Origin of the sequence: Pseudomonas sp. Root569, from assembly GCF_001427465.1 — a bacterium.
Taxonomy (GTDB): domain Bacteria; phylum Pseudomonadota; class Gammaproteobacteria; order Pseudomonadales; family Pseudomonadaceae; genus Aquipseudomonas; species Aquipseudomonas synxantha.
The window spans coordinates 147,903-164,395 of the sequence record NZ_LMGQ01000003.1 but is presented as its reverse complement, the minus strand read 5'-3'; the positions used below and the strand labels follow the sequence as shown (position 1 = coordinate 164,395).

Below are 16,493 nucleotides of genomic sequence, written 5' to 3'. Positions count from 1 at the left end.
GTCGCTCCGCTGAAGGCTCAATCGTCGCTGTGCTTCTTGTCCAGGTACGCTGCGACCATATAGCCAATTACACCTGCGATCGTCAGTGCACTGATGACGGCAAGCACGGCATATACAAGCAATTCAAAACGATCCATACCCTGACTCCTTTGTTTCGAGGTCTGCCAAGGTTAAGGGCGTCTGATCTAAACCCAAATCTGCTGTGTGATGGCTTAGCGATTGGTACCGGCGGCTTCCTTCCTCAGGTTGGATCGGGCACCGACGTACGCATCAGTTTCCCAGACACGCATATTCCCGAGCTCGTAGGCGACGTGATTCCGGGCCTCCAGATCCTCATCGTGGGGAGCTTTTCCCTCTAGAATCGGGGCGTGGTGACCAGACAATCGCCGGTAGAGCTCGCAGGCATATGCCGCGCGACAATCATCAATATTTAGTCCGTGAGAAAGTAAAAGCTCTTGCGCGGCAGGTAGGTTCTTTAATTTCCATGTACGCCAAGCTGCTGGTGTCGCGTGACTGCTGCCCTGAAGTTTTTGAAATGCCGCGGCCTTCTCCAAAATTACAATTTGCTCAGGGGCAGAAATATTAATGATCCGATGCTCATGTTTATCTTTGCTGAACACATAAAAGATGCTTTCTTCTTCGGCGTCCTTGTGAGCATCTTCTGCGTCGAAGAAAAAAGCCTCAAGCAATGACATGCCAAGGTATCGAACTGACCTGATTAATGTTGCTAGCTGCTCTGAGTAGAGAGCCTGAATATCCACCATCGCGGCTTCAAACTTAGTTCGGTCAAGACTGCGCGGTACGGTAATCCGTGCATGGCTTGGAAAGCCAAGACGGCTACCGACGTTAGCCGCTGCGCCTTTCCAGCGCCCATTAGTTGCGAAGCCCATCACTGCATATACAGTCTCAAGCAGGCCTGACACGCTTTCCAGCGGGAGATTTCCTTGGTATGCCTGGATATATAGCTCTTCCCCGTACTCCCTCACCAATTTTTTATTGACGAATTCCAGGATATCTACCTCATGAGACTCGTTGGCATAAACACTAAACTGCGCCCATTGCTGGTCGTGGATCATGGCCTCGTGCTGACTGAGAAGCCCGCGTCGGACTGCCTCCCTGAGAATTGCCGAGCCGGCCTTGGTCAAGTCCCGATCAAAATGTCCGTGGAAACTCTGCTTCATGGTCATTCCTCCATTCAGCTCAGGTGCTGAGCTGCTGAAGGAAATGTTGAGCGAGGAAAAATATTCTGGGGTTCGTTTTCGGTCGCTTTCAGCGTCTGAAATTGACGAGCGCATCCGTCCCGTAAACGGTCGTTTATGGCACACCTATTCCAGACGAACTTCTGGGCTTGGGATTTCCCGCTTTCCTGTCACTTTTCTCGTACCGAAATCAGTGTGAGAAAAACGTATGGGAAAGCGGATTGGGTACGCCCGAGTGTCGACTGATGATCAGAATCTCGACCTGCAGCGAGATGCACTTGCCCTGGCTGGGTGCTCCGTGGTTTACGAAGAGACAATGAGCGGCAAGTCAGCGGACAGGCCGGAGCTGGGGCATTGCCTCAAGGCTTTGCGCAGCGGAGATACTTTGGTCGTGTGGCGACTGGATCGTCTCGGGCGTTCTCTGCCTGACCTGGTTGGGATTGTAAGTCGTTTGGAGCAGGAGGGCGCGGCCTTCGAGTCCATCAACGAACGAATCGAAACTACCAGCGCTGCCGGCAAGCTGATTTTTCATGTATTCGCTGCGCTGGCAGAGTTCGAGCGCAACCTCATTTTTTTCATGTATTCGCTGCGCTGGCAGAGTTCGAGCGCAACCTCATTCGCGAGCGGACCCGCGCAGGACTGGCTGCAGCCCGTGCCCGTGGAAGGAAAGGTGGGCGCAAGCCGGCTCTGGCTGAGTTGCAGGTCCGTGAAATTAAGGCCTTGCTAAAGGATCCAGAAATTCAAGTTGCTAATGTGGCAATACGGTACGGGGTTTCGAGGACAACGTTGTATCGTTACCTGCGGAAAAGCATTCACGATAGTTTTCCGTGACTGATTTTTCGGATACGCCCGGTCATTTCTTAGAACGTACACTGATCCATAGCCCCAAGCGGTCAGGCCACTGTAGGCTGAGATGCAGAGGCGACTTCAGCAAAAAGTGTTCGATGGACGCAGAAGTGGCCGTTTGTTAGCTTCGGTAGTCGACTCAGGTCCAGCAGCAGGCGAAGGCATCTTAACGGCCTACAGCTTTGAATAGCCTTGCTGCTCAATCTCGGGAAACAGTTTTAAAAGGACTTCCATGACTGCCCCTCTAGACGAATACATCCCGCTCGATCGGACTTTCCATGAGCTAGCACTCGAGTCGGGCGCGAACGACGATGTCGATCTGACTCGCCGTCTGGGGCAGCGCGAAAGCCTTCGTTGGCCCAATCTTTTAAGCGAGTATCGCGTAATTCTGCTGTCGGAGGCTGGCTCGGGTAAAACGGAGGAAATCCGCAATACCGCCCGCAAGCTTCGACAAGAAGGAAAGCCTGCTTTCTTTGTTCGGATTGAGCACGTTAGTCAGGATTTCGAGGATGCCTTCGAAGAAGGCAGTTTCGAAGAGTTCAGTGCTTGGGCGGCGTCAGGAGAAGAAGGGTGGTTGCTTCTCGACTCGGTGGACGAAGCCAGGTTGCGCGATCCCAAAGACTTTGAACGTGCAATCAGGAAGCTCGGCCGGTTGCTCGCACCAGTATCACAGCAGGCACATATCGTCATCACGGGACGAACGACAGCATGGCGAGCGAAGACCGATTTGCTGCTGTGCAGTAACTCGCTTCCCTATCGCTCAGGCGAGAATGCTGCTGATGAGAACGCGTCAGCGGAGGAGGAGCGGGATATCGCCACCCACACAGTGGCGGTCGATACAAACCTTACTGCCCCATTTAAAATCGTCGCGCTCGATGATCTTCACGGTGCACAGATCGACACTTTTTTGCATGGCAAGAATGTGGAGAACGTCAAGGCTTTCCGCGATGCTCTGGATCGAAAGGATGCTTGGTCGCTGACCACCCGCCCGCAGGATCTGGCCGAACTCGTTGAGTTTTGGAATGACCATCAGCGGATCGGTTCACGGTTTGAGCTTATGCAGAGCAGTATTGCTCGCCGCTTAGCGGAGCGTGACCAAGATCGTTCTGAGGCGCGTCCGATCTCGAGCGATAGGTTGCGTCTCGGAGCGCGCTTGGTGGCAGCGGCGACTACGCTAACCCAGGAGTCGGCGATTCGAGTCCCTGATGGGGTCAACAACGCGAAGGGTATCGCTATCCGGGAGGTTCTTACCGATTGGAACGACACCGATTGCGCGACTTTACTCAGCCGGCCAATATTTGACGAGGGCATCTACGGTACGGTTCGTTTTCATCACCGATCGGTGCGCGAATGTCTCACTGCCGAGTGGCTACATACGCTTATCGTCGACGAAGGCTCGCGTGAGCGGATTGAGAGTTTGTTCTTCCGGTCGCAGTATGGCATCGAGGTGATCGTCCCTACGATGCGGCCGGTACTGCCCTGGCTCGCCATCCTAGACGGACGTATCCTCGCCCGAGTCCGTCGTCTCGCACCTGAAATTCTCTTCGAGGGTGGTGATCCGAGCCAACTGCCGCGCGAAACGCGGAGCGATATCCTGCTTCAAGCCTGCGAGCAACTGGCACAGCCTGCGCATGGCCGATCACTTACTGATTACTCAGCAGTTCAGCGCTTTGCGAATATCGATCTCACTGACGATATCAAGGCGCTGCTCGTCCAATATGCTGAGGACGATGATATCTCCTCGTTCTTGCTCCGTATGGTCTGGCAAGGGGAGATCAGGGGGGCCGCCTACGAAGCCAAGAGTTTCGCTCTGGTTTCGCGTAACAAATACACGCGAATCGCGGCTTTTCGCGCGCTGGCGGCAGTCGGATCAGCCGCTGATCATGATGAGGTACGGTGCGCCTTACTTCACGAGAGCGAAGAGATTAGACGCGATTGGCTCGTCGAGCTGATTTCCGGGCTTCCCGAGAGCGATAACTCCGTCGAATGGCTGCTCGCGGCGCTGGAGCGCACGCCAGCCAAGGAACAGTTCTCAGTTGACAGCCTGATGCGCTCTTTGTCGCAACTGGCCACTGAGTGGCCGTTGCTGCTTCTCCCCAGACTGCTTGCCGGCTTCCATGCCCTCCTGAAAAGGCCGCCGGTCATCGAGCAGCGCTTTTGCGAGATATCGACGCGATACAGCTGGCTGGCGCAAGCCGCAGCTCAGACTGTTCGCCGCCTTATAGACGCTCGTGATCTGAGTGCACTCGAGCCCGCTGCGTTGTCGATCCTGCGCACGCTACCTATTGCCCAGGGATATGGCGAATACGAGTTTCGCGACTTAAGTAGTGATCTTTCGAAACGTGTCGTCGAATGGCCCGAACTCAATCATGCGCTGTTCTGGCACGATGTTGCCGAAACACGCGCTGCCCTTGAGGTTAAGAAAGACGAACGTCTCATCGATTATTGGCAGGTCGGCATATTTGGTCATCTCTGGATGGTAGGTGCCGACAGCTTCGATACCGTGTGTGATGACATCGCTACCCGGACACTGTTAGACGACAAACTTGTCGCACTCACTTTAGCCTTTTCTATCTACCGAGAGAGTGGTCGTCCCGCTGCGTGGCGAGCTCGCTTGAAAGACCTTGCCAAGTGCGAGGACGAGCTGAGGTCAACACTGGACGCGTTACTACGTCCACCGGCCCATGGCCGGCAAATCTGGAAGCAGCGCGAGGCGCGCTGGAAGAAGCAGGCGGCGAAGGACGTAGCGAACCGAGAAACGAATAAGCGCAAATGGAAGGAGCATCTCGACGCTAATATCGAGGCGCTGCGCGATCCAGGCGCTCAGGGGGTTATCACTAACGCCCAATATTATCTGCACCAGCGAATGCGCGAGAACACCGATAGTTCCAACCAATGGAGTGAGGGAGACTGGCGCTCGCTCATCCCAGAGTTCGGTCAGTCGATTGCGCGAGCGTTCCGCGACGGTGCGGTTAACTTTTGGCGCTGCCATCGTCCGACATTACTTTCCGAGGGGGCTAAGCCTAATGTCACCCCCTTCAGCGTCATCTTTGGGCTTACAGGTTTGTCGATCGAGACACGAGAGCACCCTGGCTGGCTCAAGGACATCTCTATCGCGGAAGCAAATATTGCAACCCGCTTCGCGCTCCACGAGCTCAACGGTTTTCCTAGCTGGTTGCCGGGCCTCTATGTGGCCTATCCCGAAGCAGTCATCGATGTTGTGATCACCGAGATTGACTATGAGCTCACAACAGAGAGTTCTGATAGCTCAAGCCACTATGTGCTCTATGACGCTAGCTGGAGCGGCAGTTGGATGTGGGATCGGCTCGCACCACTAATAATCGCTCGGTTACGCAAGCAGCCGAAGAATATCGGCAACCTGCGCTATATGCTCAGCGTCGTGCAAGGTTCATCGGTCGACGATGTGGCTATCGCGAAACTCGCAGCACAAAAGGCTAAAACGACCAAAAACCTTAGAGCTGCGCCGCTTTGGTTTGCGATGTGGGTGGGAGTTGATCCAGGGGTTGCTATTCCGGCGCTCGCTGCGCGGCTTGCCGAGATTAAGGGTACCGATAACCAAACACTTTTTGCGATGTGTTTTATCACGGCGCTAATTGGTGATCGCCGTCAAAACAGTAGTACCCGCCAAGCCTTCCGCACGGTCGAGCACATGAAAGCGCTTTACCTCCTGACGCACAACTATGTGCGTCAGGAGGATGACATCGAGCGCGCAGGAAATGGTGTGTACTCACCGGGCCTGCGCGATGATGCTCAGGATGCACGCGATGCGCTATTTTCGTTTATTAGGGAGACTCCAGGCAAAGAGGCTTTTCTTGCATTGATGGATATTTCACGCGCGCATCCCGCCGAAAAATCGCGCCCTTGGATGGCGTTTTATGCCAAGGCCAAAGCGACTCTTGATGCAGATGCTCATGCTTGGTCGCCACTGCAAGTACGCGACTTCCACGATCGGCTGGAACGTACACCGACCAATCATCGTGATCTCTGGAGTCTTGCCGTCGATCGTATGCTTGATCTCAAGCATGATCTTGAGGAAGGCGATGCGAGCATCGCATCAATCCTGCAGCCAGTAGATCGGGAAACGGAGATCCGAAAATATATCGGAAACTGGTGCCGAGAGCGCTCAGGTGGCCGATATGTGATTCCCCAAGAGGAGGAGCTCGCCGACGCCAAAAGGCCTGACCTGCGCTTTCATGGCGTTGGTTTCGATGGGCCGGTGCCGGTAGAGCTCAAGCTCGGCGACAAATGGACCGGGCCGCATCTCTTTGAGCGCCTTGAGGTACAACTTTGTGGCGACTATCTTCGAGATCGGCGATCTAGCCGCGGGATATTTGCGCTCGTTTTTCATGGAGTCAAGGCCAGTTGGGATCTGCCGAATGGTAAACGTGCTGAGAGTTTCGGTGCCCTGATAGAAGCGCTTCAAAACCATTGGACTATCCTCGCGCCACAGTTCCCAGGTGTCGAAGAAATTAAGGTGATTGGGGTCGATCTGACCAAGCGCGGCGTGGATACGAAAGCAGCGTCAAAAAAGGTCGCTAGGAAGCGAGGAAAAGGGACTGATATAGGCTAGGCCATCGCAGTATTAAAGTCAGAAGCGTCTGCTAGGCAGACGTGAGGTTCATAAGGCCATGAACCGTCCTCGGATGATCTGTGAGGTATCGGAAAGCGAAGGCGTTCAAAAATACGAAGGTGCTCAATATTCTTTGAGCACCTTCGAGTGAAGTGAGCATCTTCAGGTAGAGGCGGGCAGCTCCCATGCCCATCCGCCCTGCATACCTGTTTTGTGTGAACGTATACCTAGCTGTTTCTGCGCTCTACGAATTGATGCCCAAGAGATGCATGACTCCTCAGCTAAAGACTGTAGCGCAGTGATCGAGACAGGGCCTGCTTGCAGCGTGGCTTCAAGAAAGCTGCAAGCTTCCTGAGTCGCTGATGCTGGTCTCGCTCTACCCGTTCGCTCGATATCCGCCAAAATAGTTTCAGCACTTCCTTCGACGGCCTCTCCCCACCGGATGCAGGTTGTTTCCAGCTGCTCGTCTATCACCATGGGCTCAACGAAATACTCTATCCCGCCTATATCGATCGAAACGTTCGACTTGGCCCGGACAAGCACCCGAGCTTCAGAATTATTAGCTTTCCCGGCCACCAGTACCGTGCGAGCCAGTGCTGAGAATGCCTGGCTGCCGATGACTCGATCAGCTACAGAGGACTGAGAGGCGCTTTTGCTGAGGTGAGATATACCGAGCACAGAGCAGCAATGCTGTTCGGCAAAATCCACCACCATCTGTAGTCCCTGCCGAACTTCGTTGGCTCGGTGCATGTCCCCACGAATGAGATTGATCAGTGGGTCGAAAATCAGCAACGAAACGCCGTCAATCTGTGCGGCTGCCTCATTCAAAAGGGCAAAGTTGGCTGCAGGGTCAAACTGTCGCCTGTTCCCACGCTGATCACTGAGCCCCTCGATGATATGCACGCGGGTTAGGTCGGCATCTGCAGCCGTAAGGCGAGGAATGATCGTGTCAGCTATACCATCCTCGCCGCTCCAGATTACGATGTTGCCTGCAGCCTCACATTTGCTGCCGTCCGGCCAGTCGCCACCTCTGCTGAGCGTTGCGGCCAGCCAGATCGCCAGCGTGGTTTTACCACATCCACCAGCGCCGGCAAGAATTGACAGCTTTGCCCTTGGCAGCCAGCCTGGCCAAATCCATTGGATTTTTTCCACTGGAATATCGATCGCTGCTGTGAGTTCTACCATCCAGCCCGGCTGTTGAGGTGTTCGGCGCTGCATTACAGCGCCTCCCTTTGCCGAATCCAAGCCTGGACTTCGCTGTTACGCCAACCGACGCTGGAGCCGCACAAAAGGCGCTGTCGCGGGAAAATGCCTTCCGATATTTTCCGATAGATCGTTGAACGTTTAAGGCCGACGATTGCTTCGACATCGCGCAAACGAAGAATTTTGTCATCGTCGCCGACGTCATCAAAGTTGCTAACGTGCATTGCCATAGGTTTTGAGTCCTAGGTTCTGAAGCGTGGGGCAGCGTCCTCCGGCACTACTGCTAAAAGGGTAAAAGACGGATATCGGCTGGCTATATAGCGAGCCGGGGCATTTGCCACGCGCATAGGTATATGCGCGTTTCCGAGATTAATGTTCGGTAGCGTCGGAGGTCGTCGTTGTGGGCTACAGAAGTTCTAGGGCCCTAAGGCTCCTGGTGGCAGAACGAGCTGGGAGTGTTCTGGCCAGATACGCAAATCAACCAATGGCAGCTGATGCGGCCCGTTCAGCGGATGCGAACGAGGCGAAAGTTTTTGACGTCGTTACCAGGGCGACGTGGCGGACCGTTGCGGATCGATAGGGATCGCTTGGGACGAACGATTTTTAACATGCGAGCATGTTCGATAGCAACTCGCATGTTCCTCTCCTTGGTTGGGTAGGTATTGGCCCGACCGAGGGCACAGTTGACTGAGCATTTAGCTCTTTATCGAGTCCAAATAGTCGGCCCATGTCTGCATCATTTCACGGCGCTCCGGCAAAAAGGTGGTTCGATCGTACGCACGTCCCAGCGGATTTTTTACCGTGTGGGCAAGCTGATGCTCCAGGAGATCTGGGCGAAACCCCAGCACCTCAGCACCTATTGTTCTCGCGGTCGCACGAAAGCCGTGCCCAGTCATTTCGTCGCCGCTGATGTCCATGCGGCGTAACGCGCTGAGAACGGCATTGTTGGACATCGGTCGGTCGCCTCCTCGGGCCGAGGGGAAGGTATACCGATGCCTGCCGGTGAGCGGTTTCAGTTCGCGTAGAACAGCGACTGCTTGTTGGCTGAGGGGAACCAGGTGATCTGGGCGATCCTGTTTGGTAGCAGTTAGCCCTTTCATCTTGTGACCAGGAATCAACCACTCGCCAGCATCCAGATTGATCTCCGACCATTCCATATGTCGAAGGTCTCCGGGCCGGCAGAACAGCAACGGGGCCAGTTTTAAGGCACAACAGACAGGCATTGTTCCGCTGTAGCTATCCAGTGCTTTGAGCAGTGCGCCGAGTTTTTCAGGATCGGTCACGGCAGCAAAATGTTTCACCCGCTTGGCGGGGAGCGTACGTGAGAGATTGCCAATCTGGTTGGGTGAGGTGATACCGGCAGCTTCGGCGAACTCGAAAATCTGTTTGTAGATTTGGGCTACACGACGTGCTGTCTCGCGAGCACCGCGCTTGATGATGCGCTGGAGGTTTTCGACCAGCATGGGCGTGCTGATGCTGCTGACTGGTAGCTTTCCCAGCCAGGGGTAGGCATTGAGCTCTAGGCGCTGCCGTACAGTGCGGGTGTACTCCGGATCCCAGGATGACTCGCGAATAGTGAGCCATTGCTTAGCGACCGATTCAAAGGTGTGCTGGTGATCAAGCTGGCTGACCACCTTGGCCATGCGTCTTTGCAGCGAAGGGTCTTGGCCACCTGCAAGCTGGACACGAGCATCGTCACGTTTGCGCCGGGCCTCCTGCAAGCCGACCTCTGGATAAACACCAAGCGCCAGGCGTTTTTCCTTTCCCAGAAAACGGTACTTCAAGCGCCAGTAACGGCCTCCGTTGGGCTGCACTTCCAGGTACAAGCCCTGTTCGTCATACAGGCGGTACGGCTTGTCCTGTGGCTTGGCGTTGCGGCAGTTGGTGTCTTTCAAGGGCATTGGGGGCACATCCTCTCCGAGCGAGCTGATGAGCGTTTTATGCCCCCATATATGCCCCCGTCAACCGTGGGATGCCTTGGGATTAGGTGGGAAAACGCGGGCAATAAAAAAGCCATAAAGCTTTGATTTCTCTAGGCTTTACGGCTTTTCTGAGTCTTCCTGGGAAGACAAAATGGTGGAGCCGGGGTAATCTGAACTGTTTATGTAAGCTACTGATTTAATATAATAATATCAGTTGCATTTTTATTGTGGAATACCATTTGGAATACCGTTTTTCCTGGCATGGCCCGGTCGGTGGCCTACGACTAAACGGGTCTGATTATGGCCCTTGCCTTGATCGTGTAGGATTCGAACCTGCGACCCGTAGCGGATGCAGGCCTAAGGGGCACGGCTACTAAATTGATGCCGGGGCATCATGGCGTCGCCATGAGTTCAATTGGACATTGTATCGAAGCGCTTTGCGTGAGGGCATGTTCAGTTGCATGCTATCGCATCGAGCTGATTTGGCTGTGTACTTGTACTGACGCGTCAGTCCCAGGGCAAGCACTGGCGGATCAGTTCGTTGCTATTTCTCGTGACTGTAGCGCTGTCATGGGCTGTGCGGCTCACAAAAAGAGATCGCCACTTTGACCATATCGGCATGCTGGGTGCTCCTAACCAATGTGCCTGAGCGTGGCCTACGGGCCATTTTCCTTGGCGCAAGCAGATAACAGCTCCTTTATGAAGCGAGAGCGTAGATCGCAGTGCAGATCGTCTTGCGGCTGCCAATGAGCTTTTGCTTGATTAGCTTGGCTTTTCAAGCGTGGGAAAACTTTTGGCGTGGTTTGGTGTTGGTCTCGGAGCACTGCGCAGTAAGTTGAACTGATTAAATTTTTCTGACGAATATCAGGCCGCTGAAAGCGTTTTGTCGGCTGATATTATTTTGTCATTACTCACTCGGTTTAAGTTCTAAAGGAGAACGGGAGTATGAAGAATAGAGCATTGGCAAGAATGCGTTATTCTCGTTGTGACGGTGGCGCTGAGTTAAAATCCGTCTTTTAGTCGTTTCAGCATTTCTGGAATGTAGAGATTTTTCTCGGCTTCCATTTTTAACAGTATGTCTAAAATTCTGGCGCGGCTTAATTCATGATCGTCGGCAAATTTGTCTAGGCGTTGTATTGCTTTATCTGAAAGGATGAAGTTGTATTGCGCTTTGCCAGTTAAGCTTTGGCGATATTTCTGCTGGCTCCAGGCCTTTTTTATTTTGTCTATATACAGGGTTTTTTGATCTTTCGTGCAGCGGTCGAAAAAAATCAAGAGATCTTCGTAAGTTTCAAGAGAGCTATTTGTTGTTGCTGGCATGGCCAGTATAAAAAGCCCGTCAATATTGTTATTTAACCACTTTCCAGCTAGCGAGCATTTTTGTTCGTCTTCTTTTTGTTCGTTGTTTTTGAACCATTGGAACGGTTTGTCTCCTTTTTTGTGTGCGGTCCAGGAGTGCATTAGATGATTTAGAAGTAATTCTTTTTGTATGAGTTCGGCATTCCATAGGTCAATGCTTGCGATTAGCCAGTCTTTGCCGGATAGAGTTGATAACTGCATGAGAAAATTAGTGTCTATGCGCTCTTCTATTTTTGAGATTAGCCATTCAATTTGTCGTTTCCCTTCGTCTATCCAATCAAAGTGTTTTGCTGGAAGGAGCTGTTCGCTTTTGTTGTTATTGATGAATTTGGCAAGGTCGGGATCCCTGTGGGTGATGTTTCTCATTATGGCTCGCATTCCCGGGTTATTAAATTCGCCGAGTGATTGAGCGTGATTATTTGTTAGTTGATACCAAAGCCAAATGTCATCTCTGCGATTGTCGCTTGTGTCATCGAGTATGCGAGCTAAATAATCGTTGGAATTTACTGTCATGCCGCCTCCATTCTCTAGAGGTGTTCTATAGCATTTTTTGAGTGATTTTAGAAGTGTTCAATGATGTTTCTAGTTTGTATTTTAGTATCTCTCTAGTAGGTGGTTTTTATGATAGTTCTCGGTTGTTAAGGGTTTTGTATAGATTTCACGACCGGTATGGCGCGAAGGGGCGTTGATCTTGGGGGGGAAGCAGGCGAGCGGGTGCTCAGATCGAGGCCGCGCTTGTCCGCCAAAACGGCCGCTGATTAATCCTTGGAGTCTCATGTGCGTAGACGGGGCGAAGCGCGTCCGAATTAGGTCCAAAGGCTAGAGGGGAGTAGATGAGGCAGGTTAAATTTTACCGCGCTGACCATGCTTAGAATGAAGAATGAATAAGAAAAGCCTGATGCATTAGAGCTGTCCACCGCTAGGGCAGTCATTGACTTGATTGGGCTATCTCAATCAGCCAGTTACGAATCCATATCGAAGGATGTTATTCAATTCGATACCGTTCGCCGGCGGGCGTGCAGGATGACTGGGGTGTCGGAGTCAGAAATAGGTATGGGCGTTAATGGTTTTTTGCCAGAGCATTAATTCTCTTAACTCCGATGTGTTGTAGGTGATTCCCTTGGGTGTTTCAGAGGCGTAAAGGTGGCAGGCTTTTCGGTATTGGTAATATGCTTTATGTGTATACAGTTTGTGAAAGGCTCTAAAATCTATTGCTAATGTATCTATAGGTAATACATTCATTTGAGTGGCTGCTTCTTGTTGTATTGACTGAATTTCAGTATTGGCTGGTATCAGTGTATGGCGAGGTGGAAAGGAAGAAGGGCGAAGGGTTGGTGTCGTGTAGCTATAGGGCTATGTCTAAGCGGGGTAATAAAAGTGTACTGGGTGCTCCAATGGTATGAACCGAAATGCCTGGAGCACCAACATGAGCAGACATCCAAAGAATACTAATCTAACCCTTCATACAGAAAGTACTTATCAAGGCTTGGCTGTGCAGGTGGATAAAGGTCCTTTTATCAGTGAGTACCTATGTCGCCTTCATCAGACGATGGGGATAGCACTTGCCCAATACCCTCGTGTATTTGCATTCAGATTTGATCTGCGACTTCCCGCGGATACTCAGTTGCCCGATTACGTTGTTACGAACGCGGTGATTGATCGTTTTATCGAATCGTTCAAGGCTAAGATTAAGCATAACCGTAGTCAGGCCCGGCAGTTGAATAAACACGCTCATGATAGCAGGGTCCGCTACGTGTGGACACGGGAGCTGGGGCAGCATGGTAAGCCCCACTATCACCTAGCAATTATGCTTAATCGGGATGCCTTCACGGCTTTGGGTAAGTTCGAGGTTGGCAGGGACAATATGTTCAATCGCCTCGTAGAGGCTTGGGCCAGTGCCTTAGGGCTGCCTGTGGAGACGGTCAGCGGCTTGCTCGAGATTCCCGCCAACTCGTTCTATTACCTGAATAGCGGGGAGCAGGAGGGGCAGGCTGCGTTCTTTTACAGAGCGAGCTATCTCTGTAAATCTGCGACCAAGGTTTTTGGCGATGGTGCCCACGGTTTTGGTTGCAGCCGGAGCTGAGTACTACAGAGGGTCATTGCCAAACACGTGAAAGCTCACCATGCCGATAGGCTGCCCTGGTTCACGCCGGGGCGGTCTATTGAGCAGTGAAAGCCTGGGAGCTATACGGCCAATGGCACGCTGCTTTTATGGCCCTGGATCAAATGATCCTCATTAGTGTGCCGAACATGTTGAGGGGGCTTTTGAGTGGATGTATCCAACACGCGATTTGCTTGGCTGGGCTCTCTGATTCGTCAGATGGCTGGCGTAGCTGTTAAGTCATTGAGCAATCCACTGGGGAGGGAGATACCTCCACCGTACTTTTCCGCGAGGTAGGTCTCTCCTGAGGATCGATACCGCGTTGGCTTGCTGATCCGCCAAGCAGCGAGGTGACGGTCAGGTAGGTACTTCTTTACCAGCAAGCCAATCCTCTGAACGGATAAGAGGAGCCAGTTCATGAGGATCATTCGCTTGAAAGATGTCAAACACTCCACAGGCCTCGGTCGGTCCACGATCTACAAGTACATCAGCCAGGGGAGCTTTCCGAAGCCAGTGTCATTGGGCGACAGGGCCGTCGGTTGGGTTGAAAGCGAAGTTAAGGGCTGGGTCATGGCGAGGATCGAGGCGCGTGATGTTCACGAGTCTCTTACTGCGTGATCAGCCGATTGGCCGAGGTTATTCAAGTCATGCGGTCGGCAGCTGCTGCTGACCGTGTGGCCCCGATCTGCGATTTACTTCCCAGCATCAAATCTGGAAGCGTAAATGTCTCCGTCAAAAACTCCTACTGTTGGCGCCAACGCCGAATTGACCCAGTTGCCGAGATCTCGCTGACCCAGCCTGATTCCTCGTGAGTCATTGTCTTTGCTGGGCTTTTGCCGATTTGGAGGTGGGGCAGCCTTGCGTCAGCACTTGGGGCAATTCGGCATCAGCGTCACTCGAGCAGAACGACGTAGGCATGCCCCCCGGTGTCAGGATAGTTGTGCCCCGGGGAAAGTTTGACTAGCAAGGTGCTATCATCGATCGCCAGCGGGATTGGCGATTGACGCGTCAATGTGGGGGTTGCGGGTGCGGCCATGCCGAATGTCAAGAATGGGTTAATTGAAGGCGGAAAGTATGGATTTTTCGACGCTGTTGCATCTATGGGGTGCAGCAAGCTCCGAGCAGCTGATCGCACCAAAAATCGTAGTTGGCTTCGTTTTCGTTTTATGCGCCTGGTACTTTGTCCGATATTTTTTTAGGTCTTTTAGACTTAGCCGCCAGCTGAAACGCCTGACTAAAAGCTTGCAGAGCGTGAAAGTTCTCGCTCCACCTCTCCGGCGCTCTGAACTGGAACGTCTGTTCAATGGCAGCAAACTGGAACATTCCTGGCACGAGTACGCTGAAACGCTGCACGACCAGTTTGAGTTTCAAGAAGGCGAACAGGTTCTTGTCCGGTCGCGCGCCACCGCCGGAGCCGCGCATTTTTTCTCACCTCAAAGCGTGGTTGATACCCCGCTGGGAACCGAGTTTTATAAACACCTGCCTGGTATTTTGACCGGTATCGGTATTGTCGGAACCTTCTTCGGCTTGATGCTAGGCCTACAGCATTTTGATCCAAGCACCCCTGAGCAGGTAAATGCCAGCGTCGATAAGCTGCTCAAGGACGTGTTGTTTGCGTTCATCGGCTCCTTTGTTTCAATCATGGCCTCGATAGCCGTCACGATTACTGAAAAGTGGCGTCTGGGCCAATGCTACAGGCTTCTTGAAGCGTTCAACGAAACCATCGACGGGCTTTTCGACAGCGGTGTCGGTGAGGAATATCTAGCGGAGCTTGTGCGCTCGAGTGCTGAAAGCTCCGTGCAAACCCGCCAGCTCAAGGACAGCCTGGTAACCGATCTGCGGGAAATGCTGCAGAACCTCGTTGATACCCAAGTCCGCGAAAGCCTCAAATTAGCGGATACCTTGTCAACGACTTACCGTGACTCTGGGCAATTGTTGGCCGATCAGGTAAGCAGTGCGATTGAGAACAGTCTCAAATCCCCCCTTGAAGCTATCGCGGGTGCGGTTCAGGCCGCCAGTGGCGATCAGTCAGGGCAAGTACAGAACCTTCTTCAGGATGTTCTAGTTGCCTTCATGAACAAGCTGGAAGGTACGTTCGGCCAACAGTTTAACGGTCTACACGAACTGATGGGGCAGTCCGTTGCCGCCATGCAGTCGATGCAGCAAGGATTTTCGACGCTGATCCAAGATATGCGTTCGGCTAGCGAGTCCTCGACCCAAAACAGCTCGACTATGATCGCTCAGTTACTCTCCGATATGCAGGCCGGACAAAACGCCATGCAAGCGGGGATGAACGAGATGCTCGCCAATCTCCAGGCTTCGGTTGCCCGTATCGGCAACGAAGGGGAGGGGGCAGGTGCTCGAATGGCCGAGCAGTTGGAGAAGTTGTTTGCTCAAAGCGAGGCTCGCCAACAGGCAATGGCTGAGAATCTCCAGGCTTTTGTTGAGTCGATCAAGCAGAACATCGGCCAAGGTCAACAGGAAACCATGGCGAAAATTGCGGGCACCGTTGAGGTGCTGGGTGAGCAACTCTCGGCAGTCTTCAAGCAATTGGAGCACGGCCAGCAGCAGATGGATCAAACCACCCGCGCTGCGCAGGCTGACCTGCATCAAGGTACCCGTGACTTGGTGGGCGGTCTTGACGAACAGGTCAAGGCGTTGCTGCAAACAGTGTCAGAGCAACAGAAATCTGCACAGGACACCGTTAAGGCATTGAGTGCCCAAACAGAGCAGCATTTGCAGAGCATGCAGCTAGGCGCAGACAAGATGAGGGCGGCTGCTGAGCGGTTTGAAACGGCCGGACAAAGTGTTGCGCGAGCCAGTGAGTCTACTGCGGGTCTGATGGGAACAATCCAGGGCGCAGGTTCTGAGCTTGCACAGGCATCACGTGAGCTGAACACCGTGGTCGCGGACTATCGAAACAATCGTGAAGCGCTGGCGAAAACTCTCGCGGTCATCGAAGGGGTTGTCGCAAGTGCACAAGGGGAGGCCAGCGGTCGTAGCCAGTATCTCCAGGACCTGAAGGTTCAAAGCGAGCGGATGCAGGCGCTTAACCGAGAAGTGTATGAATACCTGGAAAACATCAGTGGTGTGCTTGGTAACGGCTTCAAAGAGTTCGGTGATGGCATGGATCGGGTTTTGAGACAAACCCTGGGTAGCCTGGATGCCGAGCTCGATAAGGCAGTCAAGAGCCTCGCTGGCGGTGTAGAAGGGGTCAAGGAAAGTCTCGAAGACTTCGGCGACATCATGGAACGAATCAGGCAGTAACGGAG

The 16,493-nt window shown here is 53.0% G+C and carries 9 protein-coding genes and 1 pseudogene; 5 read left to right on the top strand and 5 right to left on the bottom strand.

Annotation, left to right across the window (positions count from 1 at the left end; genetic code table 11):
* Positions 1 to 212 precede the first annotated feature (212 nt).
* Positions 213 to 1,181: a hypothetical protein gene (locus ASD70_RS04385; protein WP_056845759.1), complete on the bottom strand. Its 969-nt coding sequence runs from the start codon at positions 1,179 to 1,181 to the stop codon at positions 213 to 215.
* A 226-nt stretch (positions 1,182 to 1,407) separates the two neighbouring features.
* On the opposite strand from ASD70_RS04385, the pseudogene ASD70_RS29895 reads away from it, so the two are divergent.
* Together ASD70_RS29895 and ASD70_RS04375 are read left to right on the top strand one after the other, a co-directional pair.
* Positions 1,408 to 2,030 (top strand): annotated as a pseudogene (locus ASD70_RS29895) (recombinase family protein).
* Between the two features lie 247 nt (positions 2,031 to 2,277).
* Positions 2,278 to 6,636 (top strand): NACHT domain-containing protein, encoded by a 4,359-nt coding sequence (locus ASD70_RS04375; protein ID WP_056845758.1) that lies wholly within the window; start codon positions 2,278 to 2,280, stop codon positions 6,634 to 6,636.
* Positions 6,637 to 6,798: 162 nt separating this feature from the next.
* On the opposite strand, the gene ASD70_RS04370 is transcribed toward ASD70_RS04375, so the two are convergent.
* The 4 genes from ASD70_RS04370 to ASD70_RS04355 all read right to left on the bottom strand — a co-directional run bounded on the left by ASD70_RS04370 (position 6,799) and on the right by ASD70_RS04355 (position 11,633).
* Complete coding sequence (locus tag ASD70_RS04370) at positions 6,799 to 7,854, bottom strand: AAA family ATPase (protein ID WP_056845757.1); 1,056 nt, start codon at positions 7,852 to 7,854, stop codon at positions 6,799 to 6,801.
* On the bottom strand, positions 7,854 to 8,069 hold the full coding sequence (locus ASD70_RS04365) for a helix-turn-helix transcriptional regulator (protein WP_056845756.1): 216 nt from the start codon (positions 8,067 to 8,069) through the stop codon (positions 7,854 to 7,856). Before ASD70_RS04365 ends, ASD70_RS04370 begins: the two co-directional genes overlap by 1 nt.
* Before the next feature lie 465 nt (positions 8,070 to 8,534).
* On the bottom strand, positions 8,535 to 9,740 hold the full coding sequence (locus ASD70_RS04360; RefSeq protein WP_056845755.1) for a tyrosine-type recombinase/integrase: 1,206 nt from the start codon (positions 9,738 to 9,740) through the stop codon (positions 8,535 to 8,537).
* Between the two features lie 1,023 nt (positions 9,741 to 10,763).
* Positions 10,764 to 11,633, bottom strand: coding sequence for a hypothetical protein (locus tag ASD70_RS04355; protein WP_056845754.1), 870 nt, complete (start codon positions 11,631 to 11,633; stop codon positions 10,764 to 10,766).
* Between the two features lie 913 nt (positions 11,634 to 12,546).
* On the opposite strand from ASD70_RS04355, the gene ASD70_RS04350 reads away from it, so the two are divergent.
* From ASD70_RS04350 to zorA1, 3 genes are all read left to right on the top strand, one after another.
* Positions 12,547 to 13,203 (top strand): inovirus Gp2 family protein, encoded by a 657-nt coding sequence (locus ASD70_RS04350; RefSeq protein ID WP_056845753.1) that lies wholly within the window; start codon positions 12,547 to 12,549, stop codon positions 13,201 to 13,203.
* A 435-nt stretch (positions 13,204 to 13,638) separates the two neighbouring features.
* Positions 13,639 to 13,839, top strand: coding sequence for a helix-turn-helix transcriptional regulator (locus tag ASD70_RS04345; RefSeq protein WP_056845752.1), 201 nt, complete (start codon positions 13,639 to 13,641; stop codon positions 13,837 to 13,839).
* A gap of 456 nt (positions 13,840 to 14,295) precedes the next feature.
* Complete coding sequence (gene zorA1, locus ASD70_RS04340; RefSeq protein WP_056845751.1) at positions 14,296 to 16,488, top strand: type I Zorya anti-phage system protein ZorA1; 2,193 nt, start codon at positions 14,296 to 14,298, stop codon at positions 16,486 to 16,488.
* Positions 16,489 to 16,493: the final 5 nt, after the last annotated feature.